Origin of the sequence: Microbispora rosea (assembly GCF_900156315.1) — a bacterium.
In the GTDB taxonomy this organism is placed as follows: Bacteria; Actinomycetota; Actinomycetes; order Streptosporangiales; family Streptosporangiaceae; genus Microbispora; species Microbispora rosea.
The window spans coordinates 21,902-41,121 of record NZ_FTNI01000031.1 but is presented as its reverse complement, the minus strand read 5'-3'; the positions used below and the strand labels follow the sequence as shown (position 1 = coordinate 41,121).

16 protein-coding genes are annotated in these 19,220 nt (G+C 71.8%); 10 read left to right on the top strand and 6 right to left on the bottom strand.

The window, feature by feature from the left end:
* Positions 1–2: 2 nt before the first annotated feature.
* From BXA11_RS33210 to BXA11_RS33195, 4 genes are all read right to left on the bottom strand, one after another.
* The gene (locus BXA11_RS33210; protein ID WP_076441065.1) at positions 3–3,290 is read right to left on the bottom strand and encodes an ATP-binding protein; all 3,288 of its coding nucleotides are present in this window, start codon (positions 3,288–3,290) and stop codon (positions 3–5) included.
* Positions 3,291–3,380: 90 nt separating this feature from the next.
* Positions 3,381–4,502, bottom strand: coding sequence for a hypothetical protein (locus BXA11_RS33205; protein WP_076440943.1), 1,122 nt, complete (start codon positions 4,500–4,502; stop codon positions 3,381–3,383).
* Positions 4,499–5,773: a glucarate dehydratase family protein gene (locus BXA11_RS33200; RefSeq protein WP_076440942.1), complete on the bottom strand. Its 1,275-nt coding sequence runs from the start codon at positions 5,771–5,773 to the stop codon at positions 4,499–4,501. The genes BXA11_RS33205 and BXA11_RS33200 overlap by 4 nt, the downstream gene beginning before the upstream one ends.
* Complete coding sequence (locus BXA11_RS33195) at positions 5,770–6,672, bottom strand: 5-dehydro-4-deoxyglucarate dehydratase (RefSeq protein WP_076440940.1); 903 nt, start codon at positions 6,670–6,672, stop codon at positions 5,770–5,772. The genes BXA11_RS33200 and BXA11_RS33195 overlap by 4 nt, the downstream gene beginning before the upstream one ends.
* 454 nt (positions 6,673–7,126) lie before the next feature.
* Between BXA11_RS33195 and BXA11_RS33190 the strand changes: the two genes are divergently transcribed.
* The 3 genes from BXA11_RS33190 to BXA11_RS33180 all read left to right on the top strand — a co-directional run bounded on the left by BXA11_RS33190 (position 7,127) and on the right by BXA11_RS33180 (position 9,965).
* Positions 7,127–7,930 (top strand): NAD-dependent epimerase/dehydratase family protein, encoded by an 804-nt coding sequence (locus BXA11_RS33190; RefSeq protein ID WP_076440938.1) that lies wholly within the window; start codon positions 7,127–7,129, stop codon positions 7,928–7,930.
* Between the two features lie 13 nt (positions 7,931–7,943).
* Positions 7,944–9,347, top strand: a complete 1,404-nt coding sequence (locus tag BXA11_RS33185; protein WP_076441064.1) for an aldehyde dehydrogenase (NADP(+)) — start codon at positions 7,944–7,946, stop codon at positions 9,345–9,347.
* 189 nt (positions 9,348–9,536) lie between these two features.
* Positions 9,537–9,965, top strand: coding sequence for an ester cyclase (locus tag BXA11_RS33180; RefSeq protein WP_159454885.1), 429 nt, complete (start codon positions 9,537–9,539; stop codon positions 9,963–9,965).
* A gap of 59 nt (positions 9,966–10,024) precedes the next feature.
* On the opposite strand, the gene BXA11_RS33175 is transcribed toward BXA11_RS33180, so the two are convergent.
* Together BXA11_RS33175 and BXA11_RS33170 are read right to left on the bottom strand one after the other, a co-directional pair.
* Entirely contained in the window at positions 10,025–11,326 is a 1,302-nt protein-coding gene (locus BXA11_RS33175; protein WP_076440934.1) for a pectate lyase family protein, read from the bottom strand.
* A 48-nt stretch (positions 11,327–11,374) separates the two neighbouring features.
* Positions 11,375–12,292: a 5-dehydro-4-deoxyglucarate dehydratase gene (locus BXA11_RS33170; RefSeq protein WP_076440932.1), complete on the bottom strand. Its 918-nt coding sequence runs from the start codon at positions 12,290–12,292 to the stop codon at positions 11,375–11,377.
* Between the two features lie 247 nt (positions 12,293–12,539).
* On the opposite strand from BXA11_RS33170, the gene BXA11_RS33165 reads away from it, so the two are divergent.
* From BXA11_RS33165 to BXA11_RS45520, 7 genes are all read left to right on the top strand, one after another.
* Entirely contained in the window at positions 12,540–13,397 is an 858-nt protein-coding gene (locus tag BXA11_RS33165) for a carbohydrate ABC transporter permease (RefSeq protein WP_030510673.1), read from the top strand.
* Positions 13,398–13,416: 19 nt separating this feature from the next.
* Positions 13,417–14,295, top strand: a complete 879-nt coding sequence (locus BXA11_RS33160; RefSeq protein ID WP_076440930.1) for a carbohydrate ABC transporter permease — start codon at positions 13,417–13,419, stop codon at positions 14,293–14,295.
* A gap of 49 nt (positions 14,296–14,344) precedes the next feature.
* A complete protein-coding gene (locus BXA11_RS33155; protein ID WP_076440928.1) occupies positions 14,345–15,634 on the top strand; it encodes an ABC transporter substrate-binding protein in 1,290 nt (429 codons plus the stop codon).
* A 91-nt stretch (positions 15,635–15,725) separates the two neighbouring features.
* A complete protein-coding gene (locus BXA11_RS33150) occupies positions 15,726–16,889 on the top strand; it encodes an enolase C-terminal domain-like protein (protein WP_076440926.1) in 1,164 nt (387 codons plus the stop codon).
* Positions 16,890–16,919: 30 nt separating this feature from the next.
* Complete coding sequence (locus BXA11_RS33145; RefSeq protein WP_030510669.1) at positions 16,920–17,693, top strand: IclR family transcriptional regulator; 774 nt, start codon at positions 16,920–16,922, stop codon at positions 17,691–17,693.
* 72 nt (positions 17,694–17,765) lie between these two features.
* A complete protein-coding gene (locus BXA11_RS33140; RefSeq protein WP_204053605.1) occupies positions 17,766–19,034 on the top strand; it encodes a HesA/MoeB/ThiF family protein in 1,269 nt (422 codons plus the stop codon).
* 48 nt (positions 19,035–19,082) lie between these two features.
* Positions 19,083–19,208, top strand: a complete 126-nt coding sequence (locus BXA11_RS45520) for a hypothetical protein (RefSeq protein WP_260617399.1) — start codon at positions 19,083–19,085, stop codon at positions 19,206–19,208.
* Positions 19,209–19,220: the final 12 nt, after the last annotated feature.

Sequence of the window (19,220 nt, the reverse complement as noted above, 5' to 3'; positions counted from 1 at the left end):
GATCACCCACCGAGCGCTGACAGGTGCCCTTCGATGACGGTCAGCGCCGCCGTCTCCGTGCCCTCCGCGATGCCCCCTGCGAGACCCCCCGCGAGACCCTGCGTGACCGGCACCCGCTGCCGGGTGAACGCCTCGGCCTCGGCGTACGCCCGGTCGAAGGCGTCGTCGCCGAGGGCGGTCCGGCAGCGCGCCTCGATCCGGGCGACGTCCGGGTCGCGGGCGGCGGGAGCCCCGCGCAGCGCGGCGCCGACGCCCAGCAGCCAGGCGGCCCGCTCGGGGGCCTCCTCCAGCACCGCGACGCCGGCGACGCCCTCCGCGACCGCGGCGCTCATGGTGAGGCTGCGGGTGCCGAGGCCGGTGGTGAGGGCACGGCGGTGCCACGCCAGTGCCTCGGCGGCCTCGCCCGACATCTGCGCGGCCCAGCCGAGCGCGAGGTAGACGTGCGAGCGCGTCTCCTCGGCGTTGAACCACTCGGCCGTGCATTCCGCCAGGGCCGTCTCGTACCACCGCCGGGCCTCGGGCAGGTCACCGCCGAGCCGGGCGAGCTCGCCGAGCCCGAGGAGCGCCGTCGCGAGGGTCTCCGGGGCGCCCGTACGCCGGGACAGCTCGGCGGCCCGCTCGAAGTCGGCCCTCGCGGAGTCCGTGTCTCCGGAACGCATCCGGGCCCAGGCGCGCCGGCAGAGGGTCTCGGCGAGGTCCGCCGTAGCGCCCAGCCGCTCGGCCAGGTCGAGCGCCTCGTTGGTCAGCGCCTCGACCCGTTCGAGATGTCCCCGCCGGTCGGCGACGTCCGCCATCGCGGACAACACCATCACCCGGAGCCACACGTCCCCGGTGGCGCGGGCGTCCCGGAGCGCGCCGGTGAGCTCCTGCTCGGCCTCGTCGAGCCGGCCGTCGAACGTCTTGAGATAGGAGAGGCTGAACCGGCTGAGTATCCGCGTCCACGAGTCGCGGTCGAGCGCCCGGAACAGGTCCTCCAGCCGGTGAAGCTCCTCCCTGGCGGGAGGACCGCTGATCATCGCGTGCAGCACGAGGAGGAACGGCTGGCGGGGCGGCATGGGCAGCGTGTAGGTCCGGCGGGCGGCCGCGGCCACCAGCGCGTCGACGACGGGGCCGCTCGTCCCGCCCCAGGCGACGAGGCAGGCGCACACGACGTGCTCCTCCTCCAGCCCCTCCGGTGGTGTGGCGCCGGCTCCGACCAGCAGTTCGGCGGCCAGCCGGGCGGCCTCGCCGCGCAGCCCGCGCAGCAGCCAGTAGCCGGCCGTGGCCGACAGCAGCCGCAGCGCGGGCGGCACGTCACCCGCGCGTACGGCGCGGCGCAGCGCGGCCTGCAGGTTGTCGCGCTCGCCGTCCAGCCGGCGCAGCCACTCGATCTGGCCGGGCCCGCGCAGGTGCGGGTCGGCCGTCACGGCCAGGTCGAGCAGGTGCGCGAGGTGGGCCTGCCGCGTGGCCTCGCTCTCGCCGGCCTCGGCGAGCCGTTCGGCGCAGAACGCCCGGATCGTCGCCAGCATCCGGTAGCGGTCGTCCACCACCTCGACGAGGGACTTGTCCACCAGGGAGGCGAGCACGCCGTCGGTGTCGGGCAGGCCGCACACCCGTTCGGCCGCCTCCAGCGTCGCGCCGCCCGCGAAGACCGTCAGGCGTCGCGCGAGCGCGCGCTCCGGCTCGTCGAGCAGGTCCCAGCTCCACTCGACGACCGCGCGCAGCGTCCGGTGGCGCGGCTGCGCCGTACGGCTGCCGCGCGACAGCAGCGCGAAGCGCGGGGCGTCGCCCTCCGCCGCGGGGTCGCCGTCGTCGCTGCCCAGCCGGGCCGCGATCTGAGCCAGAGGCAGCGAGCGCAGCCGCGCGGCGGCCAGCTCGACGGCGAGCGGCAGCCCGTCCAGCGCCCGGCAGATCCGCAGCACGTGCTCGATGTCGCCGGGGCCGAAGACGATGCCGGGCCGTACGGCGGCCGCCCGTTCGGCGAACAGCCGTACGGCCGGATAGGCGAGCGCGTCCTCGACGGCGGGCTCACTGCCGGGCGGTGGGACCCGCAGCGGGGGGACCGGGCACAGGCGCTCGCCGGTGATCCCGAGCGCCTCCCGGCCCGTGGCCAGCACGCGCAGGGCGGGGCACGCCGCGAGCAGCCGGTCGGCGAGCCGGGCGGCCTCGTCCACGACGTGCTCGCAGTTGTCGAGCACGAGCAGCACCGGCCGCAGCGTGAGGGCGGACACCAGGCGGGCGACGGGATCGGCGGCGCCCTGCCGCGTCCCGGGAACGGGGATGGCCACGGCGGTCTCGCGCAGCCCGAGCGCGCCGAGCACGGCCTGCGGCACGTCGGCGCCGTCGGTGAGCGGGGCCAGTTCCACGAGGCAGACCTCGCCCGGCCACCGGGCGGCCGCCTCGACCGCCAGCCGGGTCTTCCCGGTGCCGCCCGGGCCGGTGAGCGTCACCAGCCGCGCCTCGGCGAGCAGCGCGCCGATGCGCTCCAGCTCGTCGTCGCGGCCCACGAGGGAGGTGAGCGGGACGGGCCGTCCGCCGGGCGCGGCGGAGGCGGGAGCGAGGGACGGATCGGAGCGCAGCACCGCGAGGTGGATCGCAGCCAGCTCGGCCGACGGGTCGGCGCCCAGTTCGTCGGCGAGGACCCGCCGGGCGTCGTCGTAGACGGCCAGTGCCTCAGCGGGGCGGCCCGCCGCGTACAGCGCGCGCATGAGCTGCCCGCGCGAGCGCTCCCGCAGCGGGTGCGCCGCGACCCGTTCCTGCAGCTCGGGCAGCAGGTCGCGGTGCCGCCCGAGGGAGAGGCACGCCTCGGCGAGGTCCTCGGCCGCCGACAGGCGCAGCTCCTCCAGCCGGGCCGTCTGGGCGGGCGCGAACGGCGCGTCGGGCACGTCCGCGAGCGCCGGGCCGCGCCACAGCGCGAGGGCCTGGTCGAGCAGGCCGGCGGCCCGGGCGGGGTCGCCCGCGTCGAGCGCGCGCCGTCCCTCGGCCGCCAGCCGTTCGAAGCGCGGCGCGTCCACGTCCTCCGGGTCCACCGCGAGCCGGTAGCCGGCCGGTTCCCGTACGATCAGGTCGCCCAGGTCGCCAAGGCTGGCGAGGTGCTGGCGCAGCCGCGACACCTGGGCCTGCAGGGCGTTGGTCGCCCCGGCGGGCGGCTCGGCGCCGTAGAGGCCGTCGATCAGGCGGTCGATGGTGACGACCCGCCCCGCGTTGAGGAGCAGCAGGCCGAGCAGCGCCCGCAGGCCCGGCCCGCCGACCGGGACCGTACGGTCGCCGCCGGGCCGCGCCTCCGTCGGGCCGAGGATGCCGAACCGCATGCCCATGATTGTCCCGCATCGTGCGGCGCTGTGTGGAGCGGTGTGTGGTGTGAGTGGCGTGTGGTGTGAAGCCGGTGCGGAGCGGTGTGCTCAGCGGCGGACGGCCTCCGTGACGGCCCTCAGCCGGGCGGCTGAGGCGAGGCCGCCGTGATACCAGTGGATCTCGGCGGCGCCGGCGGCCGTGTAGGCCTCGGCCAGGAACGACAACGCCGCGCCGTCCGCCGGGCGCGGGGGCAGGGCCAGCACGTACGCGCCCACCCGGGGACCGAGCCGGCTCAGGGCGCGCAGCCCGGCCTCGTCCACCTCGGGGGAGTTCCAGCAGTTGCCGACGAGCAGGTCGACGTCCACCCCCTCGGGCACGGTCGCGAACGGGCCGGTCGCCCACGGGTCGGCGCTGGCGTGCAGGGCGATCCTCAGGCCGGGCCGCACCGCCCTGGCCTCGGCCAGCAGCAGGTCGCGCAGTTCGCCCGCGAGCCCGGTGCGCAGGTCGCGCAGCGCTCCGGCCAGGTCGCCGAGCGCGTCCTCGACCGAGCCCGGCGCGCCGTCGACGCCCGCCCGCACCCGGGCGCGGACCTCGGCGACGTCGAGCCCGGCCGCCTCGTAGCGGCGTGCGCAGGCCGCGCAGAAGCACAGGGACAGCAGCGCGATCTGCGCGGGCGACCAGTCCGCGCCGTCGGTCTTCTCGTGGTGGCCGCCGTGCCGGAAGCCGAGCGCGCCGCACGCCTCCAGGATCAGCGCGTCGGGGTCGCCCGCCTCGACGACCTCGTGGACCAGCGTGCGGCAGTAGTCGCGCACGTCGGCCGCCGCCGGGCACAGCGCGTACGGGTAGAGCTCGCCGAAGGCGTTGGTGACGACCAGGTCGGGGTTGGCCGAGCCGAGCCTCGTGTTGTGGGTCAGCACGGTCCACGCCTGGACCGGCAGGCCGGCGGCGCGCAGGGCGTCCCTCGCCTCCCCGAACGGGTCGGGGGAGTCCATCCACGACGGCGTGCCGGGCACGAGCCGTGAGCCCTTCCACGCCTCCTCGCGTACGGGCACGTAGCAGGCCGCGTGCCGTGCGTCGACCAGCCGGTGCGCCGGATGAAAAGGGGTCGCGGCGCGGGTGGTGTGGTAGGAGGCGGCGAGCGCCACCGCGTCGACGCCGAGCGCCTTGAGGCGTGCGGCGGCGCCGGGATCGCCGACGATGTCCCAGGGGTAGGCGTAGATGACGTTCACCAGCGTGGCCTCCGAGCGGAGAAGGACGGGTCGACGGACCGCATGTACGTCGTGTCGTCGCGGGAGCGGACCCCGCACTTCTCATACTGCTCGTTCATGATTGCGAGGGCGTCGCGGTCGAGTTCCACTCCGAGCCCCGGGCCGTCCGGCACCGGGACCGCCCCGTCCACGAACCGCAGGGCGCCTTCACCGCCCGACGATGGGACGACCACGTCCTGGCCGTCCTGCCAGGGCGTGTGGGTGTCGCAGGCGTGGGTGACCGACGGGGTGGCGGCGGCCAGGTGGGTCATCGCGGCGAGGCTGATCCCGAGGTGGGAGTTGCTGTGCATGGACAGCTCGATGCCGAAGGTCTCGCACAGCGTGGCGATGTGCGCCGAGCGGACCAGACCGCCCCAATAGTGGTGATCGGTCAGCAGCACCCCGATGGCGTTGCGCCGGACGGCCTCGGGCAGGTGCTCGGGGGTCACCACGCACATGTTCGTGGCGAGCGGCATGGGCACCTCGGCGGCGACCCGCGCCATGGCCTCGATGCCCTCGGCCGGGTCCTCCAGGTATTCCAGCACGCCGTCGAGCTCGCGGCCCACCCGGATCGAGGTCTCCACGCTCCAGACGGCGTTGGGGTCGAGGCGCAGCGGGTGCTCGGGGAACGCCTCACGCAGCGCATGGATCGCCTCGACCTCCTGCTCGGGCGGGAACACCCCGCCCTTGAGCTTGATCGAGCGGAAGCCGTACCGGCCGATCAGCAGCCGGGCCTGCTCGACCACCCCCTCGGGGTCGAGTGCGGCGCCGAACCCGTCCTCCGGCGCGCCCGGGTGGCCCGCCCACTTGTAGAACAGGTAGGCGCTGTACGGCACGGCGTCGCGCACCCTGCCGCCGAGCAGGTCCACGACGGGCCGGCCCACCGCCTTTCCGCGGATGTCCAGGCACGCCACCTCGAAGGGGGAGAAGATCCGGTCGACGGTCTTGGCCCGGGAGGAGGTGCCGGTCAGGCCGTGCAGGTCGGTGACGACGTCGGCCCCGACGAGGCCGGCCACGGTGGCGTACATCGCGTTGTGGCCGTAGACGTCGTGGCCGATCAGGGCCTCGGCGGCGGCACGCACCCGCACGAGGTGGTCGAGGTCGCCGTAGGTCTCCCCGAGGCCGGTCAGTCCCTCGTCGGTGACGACCTCGACGACCGTGCGCAGCGCCCACGGCTCGTGGACGCCGGCGGCGTTGAGCAGCGGCGGGTCGCGGAAGGCGACCGGCGTGACGTTGATCTCGCGAATCCTCATCCCACGATCTCCAGACCGGCCGCGATCAGCCGCTCCAGCCGGGCCACGTGCTCGGGGGCCGCGTCGACCAGCGGCGGGCGCACCCGGCCCACGTCGAGGCCGCGCAGCGTGACGCCCGCCTTGACGAGCGAGACGGCGTAGCCGGGCACGAGGTCGCGCAGCTCGACCAGGGGGCGGTAGAAGCCGGCGAGCAGGCGCCGCACGAGGTCGTCGTCCCCCGCGGTCACGGCCTTGTGGAAGGCCAGCGCCACCTCGGGGAGGAAGCAGAACACGGCGGAGGAGTACAGGCTCACGCCGATCCCCCGGTAGGCGGGCACGGTCATCTCGGCCGTCGGCAGCCCGTTGAAGAAGGTGAAGTCACGGTCGGTCGCCTCCCTGACGGCGAGCACGATCCGCTGCATGGCGTCGATGTCGCCCAGGCCGTCCTTGAACCCCACGACGTTGGGGATCTCGGTCAGCGCCACCGCGGCGGCGGGGGTGAAGCGGGCGTTGGCCCGCTGGTAGACGATGATCGGCAGGTCGGAGGACGCCGCGACCTCGCGGACGTAGCGGACCAGCCCCTCGGCGGGGGCGCTGACCAGGTAGGGCGGCAGCAGCAGCAGGCCGTCGGCGCCCGCGTCGGCGGCCCTGCGCGCGCACTCGCGGGCGAACGGGAGCGGACCGCCGGCGCCGGACAGGACGGGAACCCGCCCGCCCGCCGACTCGACCGCGATCCGCACCACCCGCGCGTACTCGTCGATGCCCAGGGCGTTGAACTCGCCGGTGCCGCAGGCGGCGAACACCCCGCCCGCGCCCTCGGTCACCCCTCGGTTCACGTGCTTGGCCAGCACGTCCTCGGCCAGCTCACCGTCCGCGCCGAACGGTGTGACCGGAAAGAAGAGAACGCCGTCGAGATGCATCCGCCCACCCCCTCGCTGTCCATATATATGGACAAAGTTCTTCAATATGTTCACGAAGCTAGCCGGGTGATCCGACGAAAGTCAACTTCGTCCGCCCGTGGCCGCACCGCTGGTCAGCCCCCGCATGAGCTGCCGCCGGAAGGCCGGGAGTGTCATGGTCGAGGGCCGCCGGCGGGGCGAGTGCCGAGGGTGAGTGTGGGGCCCGCAATTGTGTGTCCTTGCTAGCAAGACCGTAGAAATTGACATCAGTTGCGTCAAGAAGAGATCTCGGGTCAGATTTGTGAACTATGCCCGTACTTGTGAACGATTGGGGTTGCTGCGAGACTGGCGCCGTTCGGCATTGACACGGTCCGTACGTCGCTTGGACGCTCACGGAGCGCCGCGCACCGGCGCGGGCACCCGATTCCCCACCCCGGGGTCGCGCTCCATGCAGGGCCGACCCGACAGGAGGCACATGCGAATTCTCATGACCGGCGCGGCGGGCGGCGTCGGCACCCTGCTGCGACCACGGCTGGCCAGGGAGGGGCGCGTGCTGCGCCTGCTCGACGTCGTCCCACTGGAGGCCGGGCCAGGCGAGGAGGCGGTGACCGCCGACATCACCGACCCCGAGGCGATGGAGGCGGCGATGGACGGCGTCGACGCGGTGCTGCACCTGGGCGGCCACAGCGTCGAACAGCCGTGGGCGGACATTCTTCAGATCAACATCAACGGCACCTACGTGGTGCTGGAGGCCGCGAGGCGGACCGGCGTGCGCCACGTCGTGCTGGCCAGCAGCAACCACGCGGTCGGGTTCTTCCCGCGCGGCGAGGACGAGGCACCCGACTACCTGTTCCCGCGCCCGGACACCTTCTACGGCGTGAGCAAGGTGACCAAGGAGGCGCTCGGCTCGCTCTACCACGACCGCTACGGCATGCACGTGACCTGCCTGCGCATCGGCTCGTGCTTCGAGCGGCCCAGGGACGTGCGCATGCTGTCGACCTGGCTGTCCCCGGACGACTGCGCGCGGCTGGTCGAGGCGTCGCTGGCGGCCGGCGGCTTCCACGTGGTGTGGGGCGTGTCCGCCAACACGCGCCGCTGGTGGTCGCTGGAGGAGGGCCGGGCCATCGGCTACGAGCCCAAGGACGACGCGGAAATGTACGCCGATAAGCTGATCGCCGAGTACGGCGAGCCCGATCCCCGGGAGTCGCCGCACTCGCTGGTCGGCGGGGCCTTCTGCGGTCCCCGCTACGACGTCGAGAACCTAACGACGGGGGGATGAGGTGACCGGCCAGATGAACGATTCCGTCCAGGCGGCGGTCGAGCGGGCCGCGGCGGCGGGCGAGGCGTGGCGGGCGACGCCCCCGGCCGAGCGTGCCACCGTGCTCGAAGGCGTCTCCGACGCCCTGCTCAAGCACGCCGAGGAGCTGTGGCCGGCCGCCGCGGAGGAGACCCGGCTGCCGGAGGCGCGGCTGCGCGGCGAGATCGCCCGCACGGCCGCCCAGTTCCGGCTGTTCGCCGACGTCCTGCGGGACGGCGGCTGGGTCGAGGCGGTGATCGACCACCCCGACCCCGGAGCCATCCCGCCGCGGCCCGATCTGCGCCGGATGAACCACCCGCTCGGCGTCGTGGCCGTCTTCGCGGCCAGCAACTTCCCCTTCGCGTTCTCGGTGGCCGGCGGCGACACGGTGTCGGCGCTCGCGGCCGGCTGCCCGGTCGTGGTCAAGGCCCACGAGGGGCATCCCCGCACCTCCGACCTGACCGCCTCCGTCGTACGGCAGGCCCTGCCCGACCCCGACCTGCTCGGGCTCGTGCACGGGTTCGAGGCGGGGGCTCCGCTGGTGAAGCACCCGCTCGTCACGGCGGTCGGCTTCACCGGCTCGCTCGCGGGCGGCACGGCCATCCAGAAGCTGATCGACGAGCGGCCCGACCCCATCCCGTTCTACGGCGAGCTGGGCAGCGTCAATCCGGTCGTCGTGCTGCCCTCGGCCGACCCCGCCGAGGTGGCCTCCGGGTTCGCGGCCTCGCTGACGCTCGGCGTGGGGCAGTTCTGCACCAACCCCGGCCTCGTGTTCGTCCCGGCGGAGGGCGGGTTCGAGCAGGCCGTCGCCGAGGCGGTCGGCGCGACCAGCGGCGGGCCCATGCTGACCGACAAGATCCGTGAGGGCTACCTGCGGGCGTCCGGCCGGCTGGCCGAGCGGCTCACCCTGCTGGCCGGCGGGAGCGCGGTGGACGGCATCACCCCGCAGGTCTTCGCCGCCGATCTGGAGGCGTTCGCGGACGGGCTGCCCGAGCTGGGGGAGGAGTGCTTCGGTCCGTCGGCGATCGTCGTGCGCTACCGCGATGCCGCCGACCTGCCCGCCGTGCTGCGCCGGCTGCCCGGGTCGCTGACCGCGACCGTCCACGCGGCCGGGCCGGAGGAGGCCCGCGATCTCGTGCCGGTCCTGCGCCGCCTGGCGGGGCGGCTCATCTGGAACGGCTGGCCCACGGGCGTCGCCGTCTGCTGGGCGATGCACCACGGCGGCCCCTGGCCCGCCTCCACCGCCCCGGCGCACACCTCGGTCGGCGCGGCCGCGATCGGCCGCTGGACCACCCCCGTGGCCTACCAGGACTGGCCGGCGGACCTGCTGCCGCCGGAGCTGCGCGACGACAACCCCCTCGGCGTGCCGCAACGTGTGGACGGCAGCCTGCGCGTCTGACACCACCGCGCCCGTTTCCTGCGGCGCCCGTTTCCGCGCCGCTCCCGTTCCCGGGGAGCGGCGCGGGCCTGAGTGATCCCGAGGGCCGGTTCACGTGCTCGCCCGCCTGCTCGCCCGGACGCCCGCCCGAGGTGAAGGGCCGACGCCCCGATAGCCTGGATTTTCGGTGCGAGAATGGGGGGTCTCGCCGTGGCCGACGTAGTGGACCGATATACCAGCGCGTTCAACGCCCACGATCTGGGCGCGATCATGGACTGCTACTGCTCCAAGCCCGCCATGGTGGGGCCGGGCGGCCCGGTGGAGGGACGCTCGGAGATAGCGTCCTATTACACCCGGACCTGGCAGGCGTTCCCCGACATGCACGTCACGGTGCTGCGGAAGGCCGTGGACGGCGAGGCCACGGCGGTCACCGCGGTGGCGACCGGCAGGCACACCGGGCCGTTCGCGCTCACCACGGGTGACGTGCTCCAGAGCAGCGGGCGGTACATCAGCGTGCGGTGCTGCTGGTTCTTCGCCCTGCAGGACGGCCTGATCGTCGACCAGCAGATCTTCTACGACCAGCTGGAGCTGTACCTCCAGCTCGGGCTTCCGCTGTCCCGCCTCGGCCCGCCGCCATAGGGTGCGCGCGGCCCCTGTGCGCGGAGGGGCCGCGCACGGGGGCCGCGCGTCGCCGGCCGTCAGTGGATCTCGCCGGCCCCGGCGTGCCGGGAGACCTCCCTGCGCACGGTCTCGGCGGGGTCGATCCCCGTGTGCAGTGTGGGGGTCCAGCCCGCGTCGGCGCCGAGGTCGGGGTCGTTCTTCGCGTTGTAGGCGGCGACCAGGTCGATGGGCCGCTCCTTGCCGCCGACCCGCAGCAGGTTGCCCTTGCCCGTCAGCGTCGTGCCGCCCCAGTTGTAGAGCAGGTCGGCCGGGTCCACGCTCCGGCTCAGCCGGAAGTAGTTGTTCTCGGCGTAGATCTGGGACTCCACGCCCACACCCAGCGCGTACTCGAAGGGCCCGGCGTCGGGCACCTGGTAGTAGTTGTTGTAGACGTGCACCTTGCCGAACCGCACGCGGGGCAGCCGCTGCAGGTTGCCGGAGAATGCGTTGTGGTGCACGGTGACGCTGAGCTTGCCCCGGTCGGCCGCGGGGTTGTTGGTCGAGCCGATCAGCATGGTCTTGTCGTGGTCGGAGAACGCGTTCCACGACACGGTCGCGAAGTCGGAGCCGTTGGTGATGTCCGCCTGCCCGTCGTGCACCTGGTAGGGCCGGCCGAAGTAGACCGGCTGGTTCGCGTCGGGGTTGTCCCCGTCGGTGAACGTGTTGTGGTCGATCCAGACGTGGGTCGAGCCGGTGACCGAGATGTTGTCGTAGAGGGAGTTCCAGTTGCCCTCGTCGCCGTCGGTGGGGTCCCATTGGGGGAAGCAGTCGGCCGCGTCCTCGAAGCGGATGTTGCGGATGATGACGTTGTCGGCCTTGTCCACGTGCAGGTTGATGTGCCGGATCGTCGCTCCCGGCAGGCCCACGATGGTGGTGCCGGACGGCACCTTCAGCTTGATGTAGGCCGTCTGCGCCGCGGCGGAGGCGGCCCGCGCGTCCTCCATGGGCCCGGACGGCTCGGTGTCGCGTCCCCACACCGCCGGGTCGTACGCCGCGAGGTAGCCGGTCAGGGTGTAGCCGTCGGCGGCGAAGTCCGCGCAGGTCTTGTCGACGTCGATGACGCCCTTGACGTAGATGATGCGGGGGCCGGGGGAGGCGAGCGCCGCGGCCAGGCCGGCGCGGTCGGCGACCACGTGGACGTTCGACGCGGGGGCCGCCGCGCCGCCGGTGGTTCCCGTGCCGGCCGAGGCCCAGCCGTCGCCCGCGGGCAGCGTCTGCCGCCCGAGATCGACCGGCTTCCCGGCGGGCGGGGTGACCGCTCCCGCGGGGGCCGCTCCGAGCACGGGGACGGCGGCCGTGATCGCGAGGGCGGCCGACAGGAGTAGGGATCTTCCGGGCATGACTGTCTCCGTTCCGCGGTCGCTCCCCCGAGACGAGTCCGTACGCGTTCAGGCCGGATCGGGCGACCGCTCCAGTTCTTCGAGAAGGGCGAGACCGCGGTCGATCAGCGCGGCGAGCCTGTCGAGGTGCTCGGGGCTGGGATCGGACAGCGGCCGGCGGACGGGTCCCACGTCCAGACCACGCAGGCGAACGCCCGCCTTGACGAGCGAGACGGCATACCCCGGGCCCTCGCTGCGGAGGCCGGCCAGGGGACGGTAGAAGCCCTCGATCAGACGGTTCGCGACGTCGTCGCGGCCGTCCCGCAGCGCCCAGTAGCAGGCGAGCGCGAGGCCGGGGAGGAAACAGAAGACGGCGGAGGAGTAGCGGACCACCCCGAGGTCCCGGTAGCCGGGCTGGGACAGCTCCGCCGTCGGCAAGCCGTTGAAGTAGAGCATTTCCGACGGGGCGGCCTCGATGATCCGGCGCATGAGACCGAGGTCGCCGTAGCCGTCCTTGAGCCCGATGACGCCCGGGTGCCGCGCGAGCGCCGCGACCGTCTCCGGCTCGAAGACGGCGTTGTCCCGCTGGTAGAGGATGATCGGCAGCCGGGCGCCGTCCGCGATCGCCTCGTAGTGGCGGCGCAGGCCGTCCTGACCGGCCTGCACGAGGTACGGCGGCAGCGCGAGCAGGGCCGAGGCCCCGCCGTCCTCGGCCGCCCTGGCGAACTCCACGGCCATCGCGGTGCCGTAGCCGGTCCCGGCGACCACCGGGACGCGCCCGGCCGCCTCCTCGACCGCCGCGGCGACGCAGGCGGCGTAGTCGCGCAGGCTGAGCGCGGGGAACTCACCGGTGCCGCAGCAGGCGAACACCGCGCCGCACCCCGCCTCGACGCCCTGGCGCACATGCCGGCGGAACACCTCGAGGCCGAGCCGTTCCTCCTCGTCGCAGGGCGTGACCGGGAAGAACAGCAGGCCGTCGAACGTCACCGGCTTCCTCCGTCATCCATCTGAACACAATTCATATTCATGAACACCGGGACCGTACGGCGCGCGGCGGCGTGCGGTCAAGACACGCACCCCGAGAGAGCGAATGTTTCGAATGTGACACGGGTCCTTGACAGGACCACGGCCCGAATATCACCGTTGATCCGTCCACGTTTGTGAACTACGTTCAGGAATATGTCTTGAACTCGGTTCAGGGAAAAGTCGCAGAGGAGATGCGCCGGTGACGACGATGCGCCGCAGGGCCGTGCCGTACCTGCTGATCTCACCGACGGTCGCGCTCATCGCCGCGTTTCTCGTCTACCCGATCGCCAGCGTCGCGTACTACAGCCTGCAGCACCGCAACCTCACCCGGCCATGGGCGGACGGATTCGCCGGGCTCGACAACTTCCGGCAGATGCTGTTCGAGGACGAGGTCTTCTGGCACAGCCTGGGATTCACCGCCAAATGGGTGGTCGCCGAGATCGGCCTCCAGCTGATCCTCGGGCTGGGTCTGGCCCTCATCGTCAATGAAAGTTTCATCGGCAGGGGGCTTGCCCGGTCGCTCGTCTTCTCGCCCTGGGCCGTCTCCGGGGTGCTGACGACGGGCATCTGGATCCTGCTCTACACGCCGAGCACCGGGGTGCTGCGCTTCCTCGGGCAGCCCGAGGCGGCGGTCCTCGGCAACCCCGACACGGTCTTCCCGGCCGTGGTGGTGACCGAGTTGTGGCGCGGCGTGCCGTTCTTCGCGATCCTCCTGCTCGCCGGCCTGCAGGGCATCCCCGGCGAGCTCTACGAGGCGGCGGCGGTGGACGGCGCCGGACGGATCAGGCGTTTCCTCCACGTCACGCTGCCGCACCTGCGGGACGCGATCGTGCTGGCCACGCTGCTGCGCGGGGTCTGGGAGTTCAACAACGTCGACCTGCTCTACACGCTCACCGGCGGCGGCCCGGCGCAGGTCACGACCACGCTGCCGCTGTACGTCGCGCAGCGGGCCGTCGACTCCAAGGACTTCGGGTACGGCTCGGCGCTGACGATGGCGGGCTTCGTGATCCTGCTGTTCTGCTCCATCCTCTACCTCCGGCTCAGCCGGTTCGGGGAGGAACGATGAAGAGGCGAGGGGTTTCGCAATGAGCGCCGACGTCATGATCCGCCCGGGCACGCGAGTGGTGCCCGACGGGGCCCGCCGGCGGAAGAGACGCGATCCCGGCCGCGTTCTGCGGCTCTACGTCCCCCTCGGGATGTACCTGGTCTTCACCCTCGTGCCGTTCTACTGGATGCTCGTGTTCGCCCTGCGGCCGGCCGGATCGACCGACCCGGTGCCGTGGCCGATCACGTTCGAGCACTTCGAGACCGTCTGGAACGACATCGGCTACGCGGTGTTCTTCAAGAACAGCGTGATCGTCGGGGTCTGGTCGCTGCTGGTCACCACGGTCATCGCGGTCATGGGCGGGTACGCGCTGTCGCGCTACCGGTTCCGCGGCCGGGGCCTGTTCATGGTCGTGCTGCTGTGCACCCAGTTCATCCCCGGCGCGATGATGCTGATCCCGCTGTTCTCGATCTTCAAGTCGCTCGGCCTGATCAACAGCCTGGCCGGCCTCGTCGTCGCCGACACCGTCTTCAACCTGCCCCTGTCGATCATCCTGATGAGCGGGTTCATCTCGGCCGTGCCCTTCACGGTCGAGGAGGCCGCGATGGTCGACGGCTGCACCCGGTTCCGCGGCTTCCTCGCGATCGTGCTGCCGCAGCTGCGGCCCGGTCTGATCGCCGTGGGGTCGTTCGCCTTCATCCACACGTGGAACAACTTCCTGTTCGCGCTGATGTTCGTCAGCAAACAGGACAGCTTCACGATCCCCGTCGGGCTCAGCTACACGATCGGGGAGTACAGCGCCGACTTCGAGGCCCTGGCGGCCGGGGGCGTCGTCGCCGCCCTGCCGGTGGTCTGCGTGTTCGCAGTGGTCCAGCGCTATCTCGTGCACGGCATCAGCGCCGGCGCGGTCAAGGGATAGCACCCCCCAGAGAACTGTCGAGAGCAGCCTGTCCTAAGCAGGAGGAACCATGAAGATGAAAGTGGCCTGGGCGGCGCTCGCCGTTCTCGCCGTCACCGCTACCGGGTGTGGGTCGGACTCGGGTTCCGGCGAGGGCTCCGGCAAGACGACCATCACGTTCTGGGACAACAACGGAGGCGCCCGCACCCCGATCTACCAGGAGCTGATCAAGCGGTTCGAGGCGGCCAACCCCTCGATCCACGTCGAATACGTCGGCGTCCCGATCGCCTCCGTCCAGCAGAAGTACGACACCGCCATCGCGGGCGGGGACACCCCCGACGTCGGCGGCGTCACCACGTCGTACCTGGCCAACCTGACCGGCCAGCAGGCGCTGGAGCCGGCGGACGAGTGGCTCGCCAAGAGCTCGGTGAACGGCAAGCTGGCCACCTCGATGCTCGACTCGGTCCGCAAGACCGTGCCCGACGGCAAGCTCTACCTGGTGCCGGGCACCTCCAACATGGACGTGGTGTGGTACCTGAAGGACAAGCTCCAGCAGGCGCCGGACACCTGGGACGAGTTCTTCACGCACGCCGACGAGCTGACCAAGAAGCCCGACGAGTACGGCTACACCATCCGCGGCGGCGCCGGCTCGATCTTCCAGATCCTGGCCGAGATGTACTCCTACTCGGGAGTGACCGAATTCTTCGACGCATCGGGCAGGAGCACGGTCAACGACCCGAAGAACGTCGAGTTCCTCACCAAGATGGCCGGGCTGTACAAGAAGGACACCCCCGAGGCCGACGTCACCAACGACTTCCCGAAGATGGTCGCCGCGTTCGGCACCGGGAAGATCGCGATGATGCACCACAACCTGGGCTCCTACAACGACCACGTCAAGGCGCACGGCAAGGACAAGATCGGCGCCTTCGCGCTGCCGACCGGTCCCGGCGGCAAGCGGACCATCGTCGCCAACCCCGTGGACGGCTTCGCGGTGTTCAAGAGCAGCGAGCACAAGGACGCCGCCTGGAAGTTCGTGGAGTTCCTGGTCTCCCACGACAGCAACAGCTACTGGAACCAGCAGACGGGCCAGATCCCGGCCAACACCGAGGCGCAGGGCGACTCCTGGGTGCAGGGCCTGGAGCACCTGAAGACGGCCGTCGACACGCTGAACGACCCGAACACGCAGGTCGTGTCGCCGCCCTACTACCTGCCCCAGTTCTCCTCCATCACCAAGGCCGACACCGAGCCCCTCTTCCAGAAGGTGCTGCTCGGCCAGATGAAGCCCCAGGAGTTCCTCGACACCCTGGCGCAGAAGCTGACCGACGCCCAGGCCGAATGGAAGAAGGCGACCGGCGGCTGACGATCGCCGCCGCGTCCCGGGACCGGGCCGGTGCGTCCCTGACCGCGCACCGGCCCTCCGGCCCCTCCCCACCGAGAGAGAGGAAGAGCCCATGGCGGTCGTCGAACGCGTCATCGTCACGGTCTTCACCACGGTCACCCGGTCCGTGGTGGACGGGCACGGTCACCGGCATCCCGGCCCGCCCCGGGAGGTGCGGGAGGCGCTGCTGGCCATCACCGACAGCGACGGCGCGACCGGATACTGCCTGGCGGCGCCGGACACCGTCAGGGAGGCGGTGATCACGGGCCACATCGGGCCGGCGCTGATCGGTCAGGACAGCCTCGACCGGGAGCGGTTGTGGCACCGCGTCGCCCGCCGGCAGCGGGGCGCCCAGGGCAACCTGTCCGACCGGGCGCTCAGCGCTGCCGACCAGGCTCTATGGGACCTCGCCGGGCGCAAGCTCGGCCTTCCCGTCTGGAAGCTCCTCGGCGGCGCCCGCTCCGAGGTGCCCGCCTACGCGAGCACGATGTGCGGCGATGACATCCCCGGCGGCCTGGCCACCCCCGACGACTACGCCGCCTTCGCCAAGGAACTCGTCTCCCGCGGCTACCGCGGGATCAAGCTGCACACCTGGATGCCGCCCATGCCGTACGGCGTGGACCGCGACATCGAGGCGTGCGCCGCGGTGCGGGAGGCGGTCGGCCCGGACGTCGCCCTCATGCTCGACAGCAACCACTGGTACTCCCGCTCCGAGGCCCTGGCCCTCGGCCGGGCCCTCGACGAGCTGAACTTCGCGTGGTACGAGGAGCCGATGGAGGAGGCGTCGGTGCAGTCGTACCGATGGCTCGCCGACCAGCTCAGGACGCCGATCCTCGGGCCGGAGACCTCCTGGGGCAAGCACATGGCACGGGCGGAGTGGGTGGCCGCGGGGGCCTGCGACATCCTCAGGGTCGGCGTGGTCGGCTCCGGGGGGATCATCCCGGCGATCAAGGCGGTCCACCTGGCCGAGTCGTTCGGCATGGACTGCGAGATCCACGGCAACGGCTCCGGCGCCCTGGCCGTGATCGGCGCCACCCTCTGCGGGCGGTGGTACGAGCGGGGGCTGCTGCACCCGCACTCGGACTACGACACGCCCGCCCCGCACCTGCGGTCGATCGTCGACCCGCTCGCCGACGGGAAGGTGCGGATGCCGGACACTCCTGGACTGGGGGATGATCTGGATATGGACTACATCGCCTCCCGGACGGTCGCCTCCTGGGGAACCGGCTCACAATAGGAGGCGGACAGGCGGGTCAGGGAGGTACACATGGCGGAACCCGTGCCGCACGTGAAGTCGGCACTCCGGACGGTCGAGCTGCTCGACTTCTTCGCGCAGTATCCCGGGCTGCACAGCCTCACCGACCTACAGGGCAAGCTGGGCTACCCCAAGAGCAGCCTGCACGCGCTGCTGCGCACGCTGGTCGACCTCGGCTGGATCGAGACCGACGTCACCGGCACGCTCTACCGGATCGGGATGCGGGCTCTGCTGGTCGGGGCGACTTACATCGACGGCGACCCGGTGGTCCAGCTCGCGCACGACGCGCTGGACTGGCTGGCCGAGGTCACGGGCGAGACGGTGCACCTCGCCCGTCTCGATCATTTCGACATCGTGTATCTCGCCACGCGCGCGTCGCGGCACTACCTGCGGCCGTTCTCGCGGGTGGGCCGCCGCCTGCCGGCGAGCACCACGTCGCTCGGCAAGGCGATCCTGGCGAGCAGGGACGACGACGAGGTGCGCGCGATACTGCCCGCCGAGCTGCCCTCGCTGACGGCCCACACGATCGTGGACGCCGAGGAGCTGCTGGTCGACCTGCACCGGGTGCGCAAGCAGGGCTACGCGGTGGACCGCGAGGAGAACACCGAGGGGCTGCGATGCTTCGGCGTCGCGCTGCACATCAGCGACCCGCCGCGCGACGCCATCAGCTGCTCGGTGCCGATCCCGCGCCTCACACCCGAGCGGGAGAAGGAAATCGCCTCCTGCCTTCTGGAGGCGCGCGAGCGCATCGAGCGCTCGGCCATGCGGCAGCGCCGCGCTTACTGACGCGCCCGCGGCGCCCCGCACGCACGTGCGTGCGGGGCGCCCGCATATAGAACAAATCTAGAATTCGTCCGGGTGTGGCGATTCTTTGTGGCCGACCGGCTCGGCGGACCGTCCCGTACGTACTCTTCCCGGTTTTCGGCGTATTCGCCAAAAGACATTGACCGACGGCAATTCGCATTGATAAGTTCCCGGTATCGTGATGGTCTCCTCCGGCCGATGGAGGTCGGCTTGCGATTGCCGAGGGTGAAGGCCGAGCATCGGCCCTACAGAATCGGGCGGGACAGGATTCGCATCGGCGGATCCATCTATGGAATCGCCGCGGAGATATCGGATCCGCATGGTCACGCGTGGGCCGCGCTGTCGGCGATGGACGGAACCCGCGCGCCCGCCGACGTCGCCGCTCATCTGTGCGGTCTGTTTCCCGGCCTGACGAGAGTGGACGCGGCCGGCGTGGTGGACCTGCTGCTGGGATCGGGTTATCTGGAGGACGCGGCGGCCCCGCCGCCGAGCGATCTCAGCGCGGCGGAGACGGAGCGGTATTCGCGCAACAGGGCGTTCTTCCGCTGGGTGGATCTCGTTCCCCGGGCACACGGATGGGAGGCGCAGGTCGCGCTGAAGCGCGCCCGTGTGCTGATCCTGGGGCTCGGCGGCACCGGCAGCCACGCCGCCTGGGCGCTGGCCGCCGCGGGGGTCGGCAGGATCCATTGCGTCGACCGCGACGTGGTCGAGTTGTCGAATCTCACCAGGCAGGCGCTGTTCACCGAGGCGGACATCGGGAAACCGAAGGCCGACGTGGTGGCGGGCCGCCTCAGGGAGATCAATTCGGACCTTGACGCGACAGGGGAGACCCGCGCCGTCGAGAGCAGGGCGGACCTGTCCGCGCTGCTGACCGGTTTCGACGCGCTCGCCCTGTGCGCCGACGAACCTCGCGGCCGGGACAGCATCCGGATCTGGGCCAACCGGGCATGCCTGATGGCCGGGGTGCCCTGGGCGGTCGGCGGCTACCGCGGTCCCCTCGTCAGCGTGGGGGTCTTCACCGCCGACGGGCCCTGTTACGAATGCCTCACCGCCGCGATCGAGGCGACGCTGACGCCGGGGGTCCGCGTCGACCTCGGCGGGCCGGGGGTGCTGGCGCCGTCCGCCGGTATTTCCGGTCACCTCACCGCGCAGGCCGTCATCTCGATGGTGGCCGGAATTCCGGTGACCCTGCGCAGTCACGTCACCGGAATAAATCTGATCGCGCCAGAACAGCATGTGTACACGCTCCATGAGGCTTCGCCGGAATGCGCCGGCTGCGCGTTGCGGCGAAAAGGAGGGCAAGAATCCGCTATTGACGCCTGATATGTCGCGGCCTACTGTCGTGAGTTATCGCGACGAAAGGGGGTGGAAATGGAGCGACAGGAGCCGGCGGTGCAGGATTCCGCCGAGACCGAGGACGCGGCCGGGAAGATTTCGTTCCGGCTGCTTGACAAGATCGAGACCACGCAGTCGTACAGCGGAAACTCGAATAGTTGACCGGCGATGGTC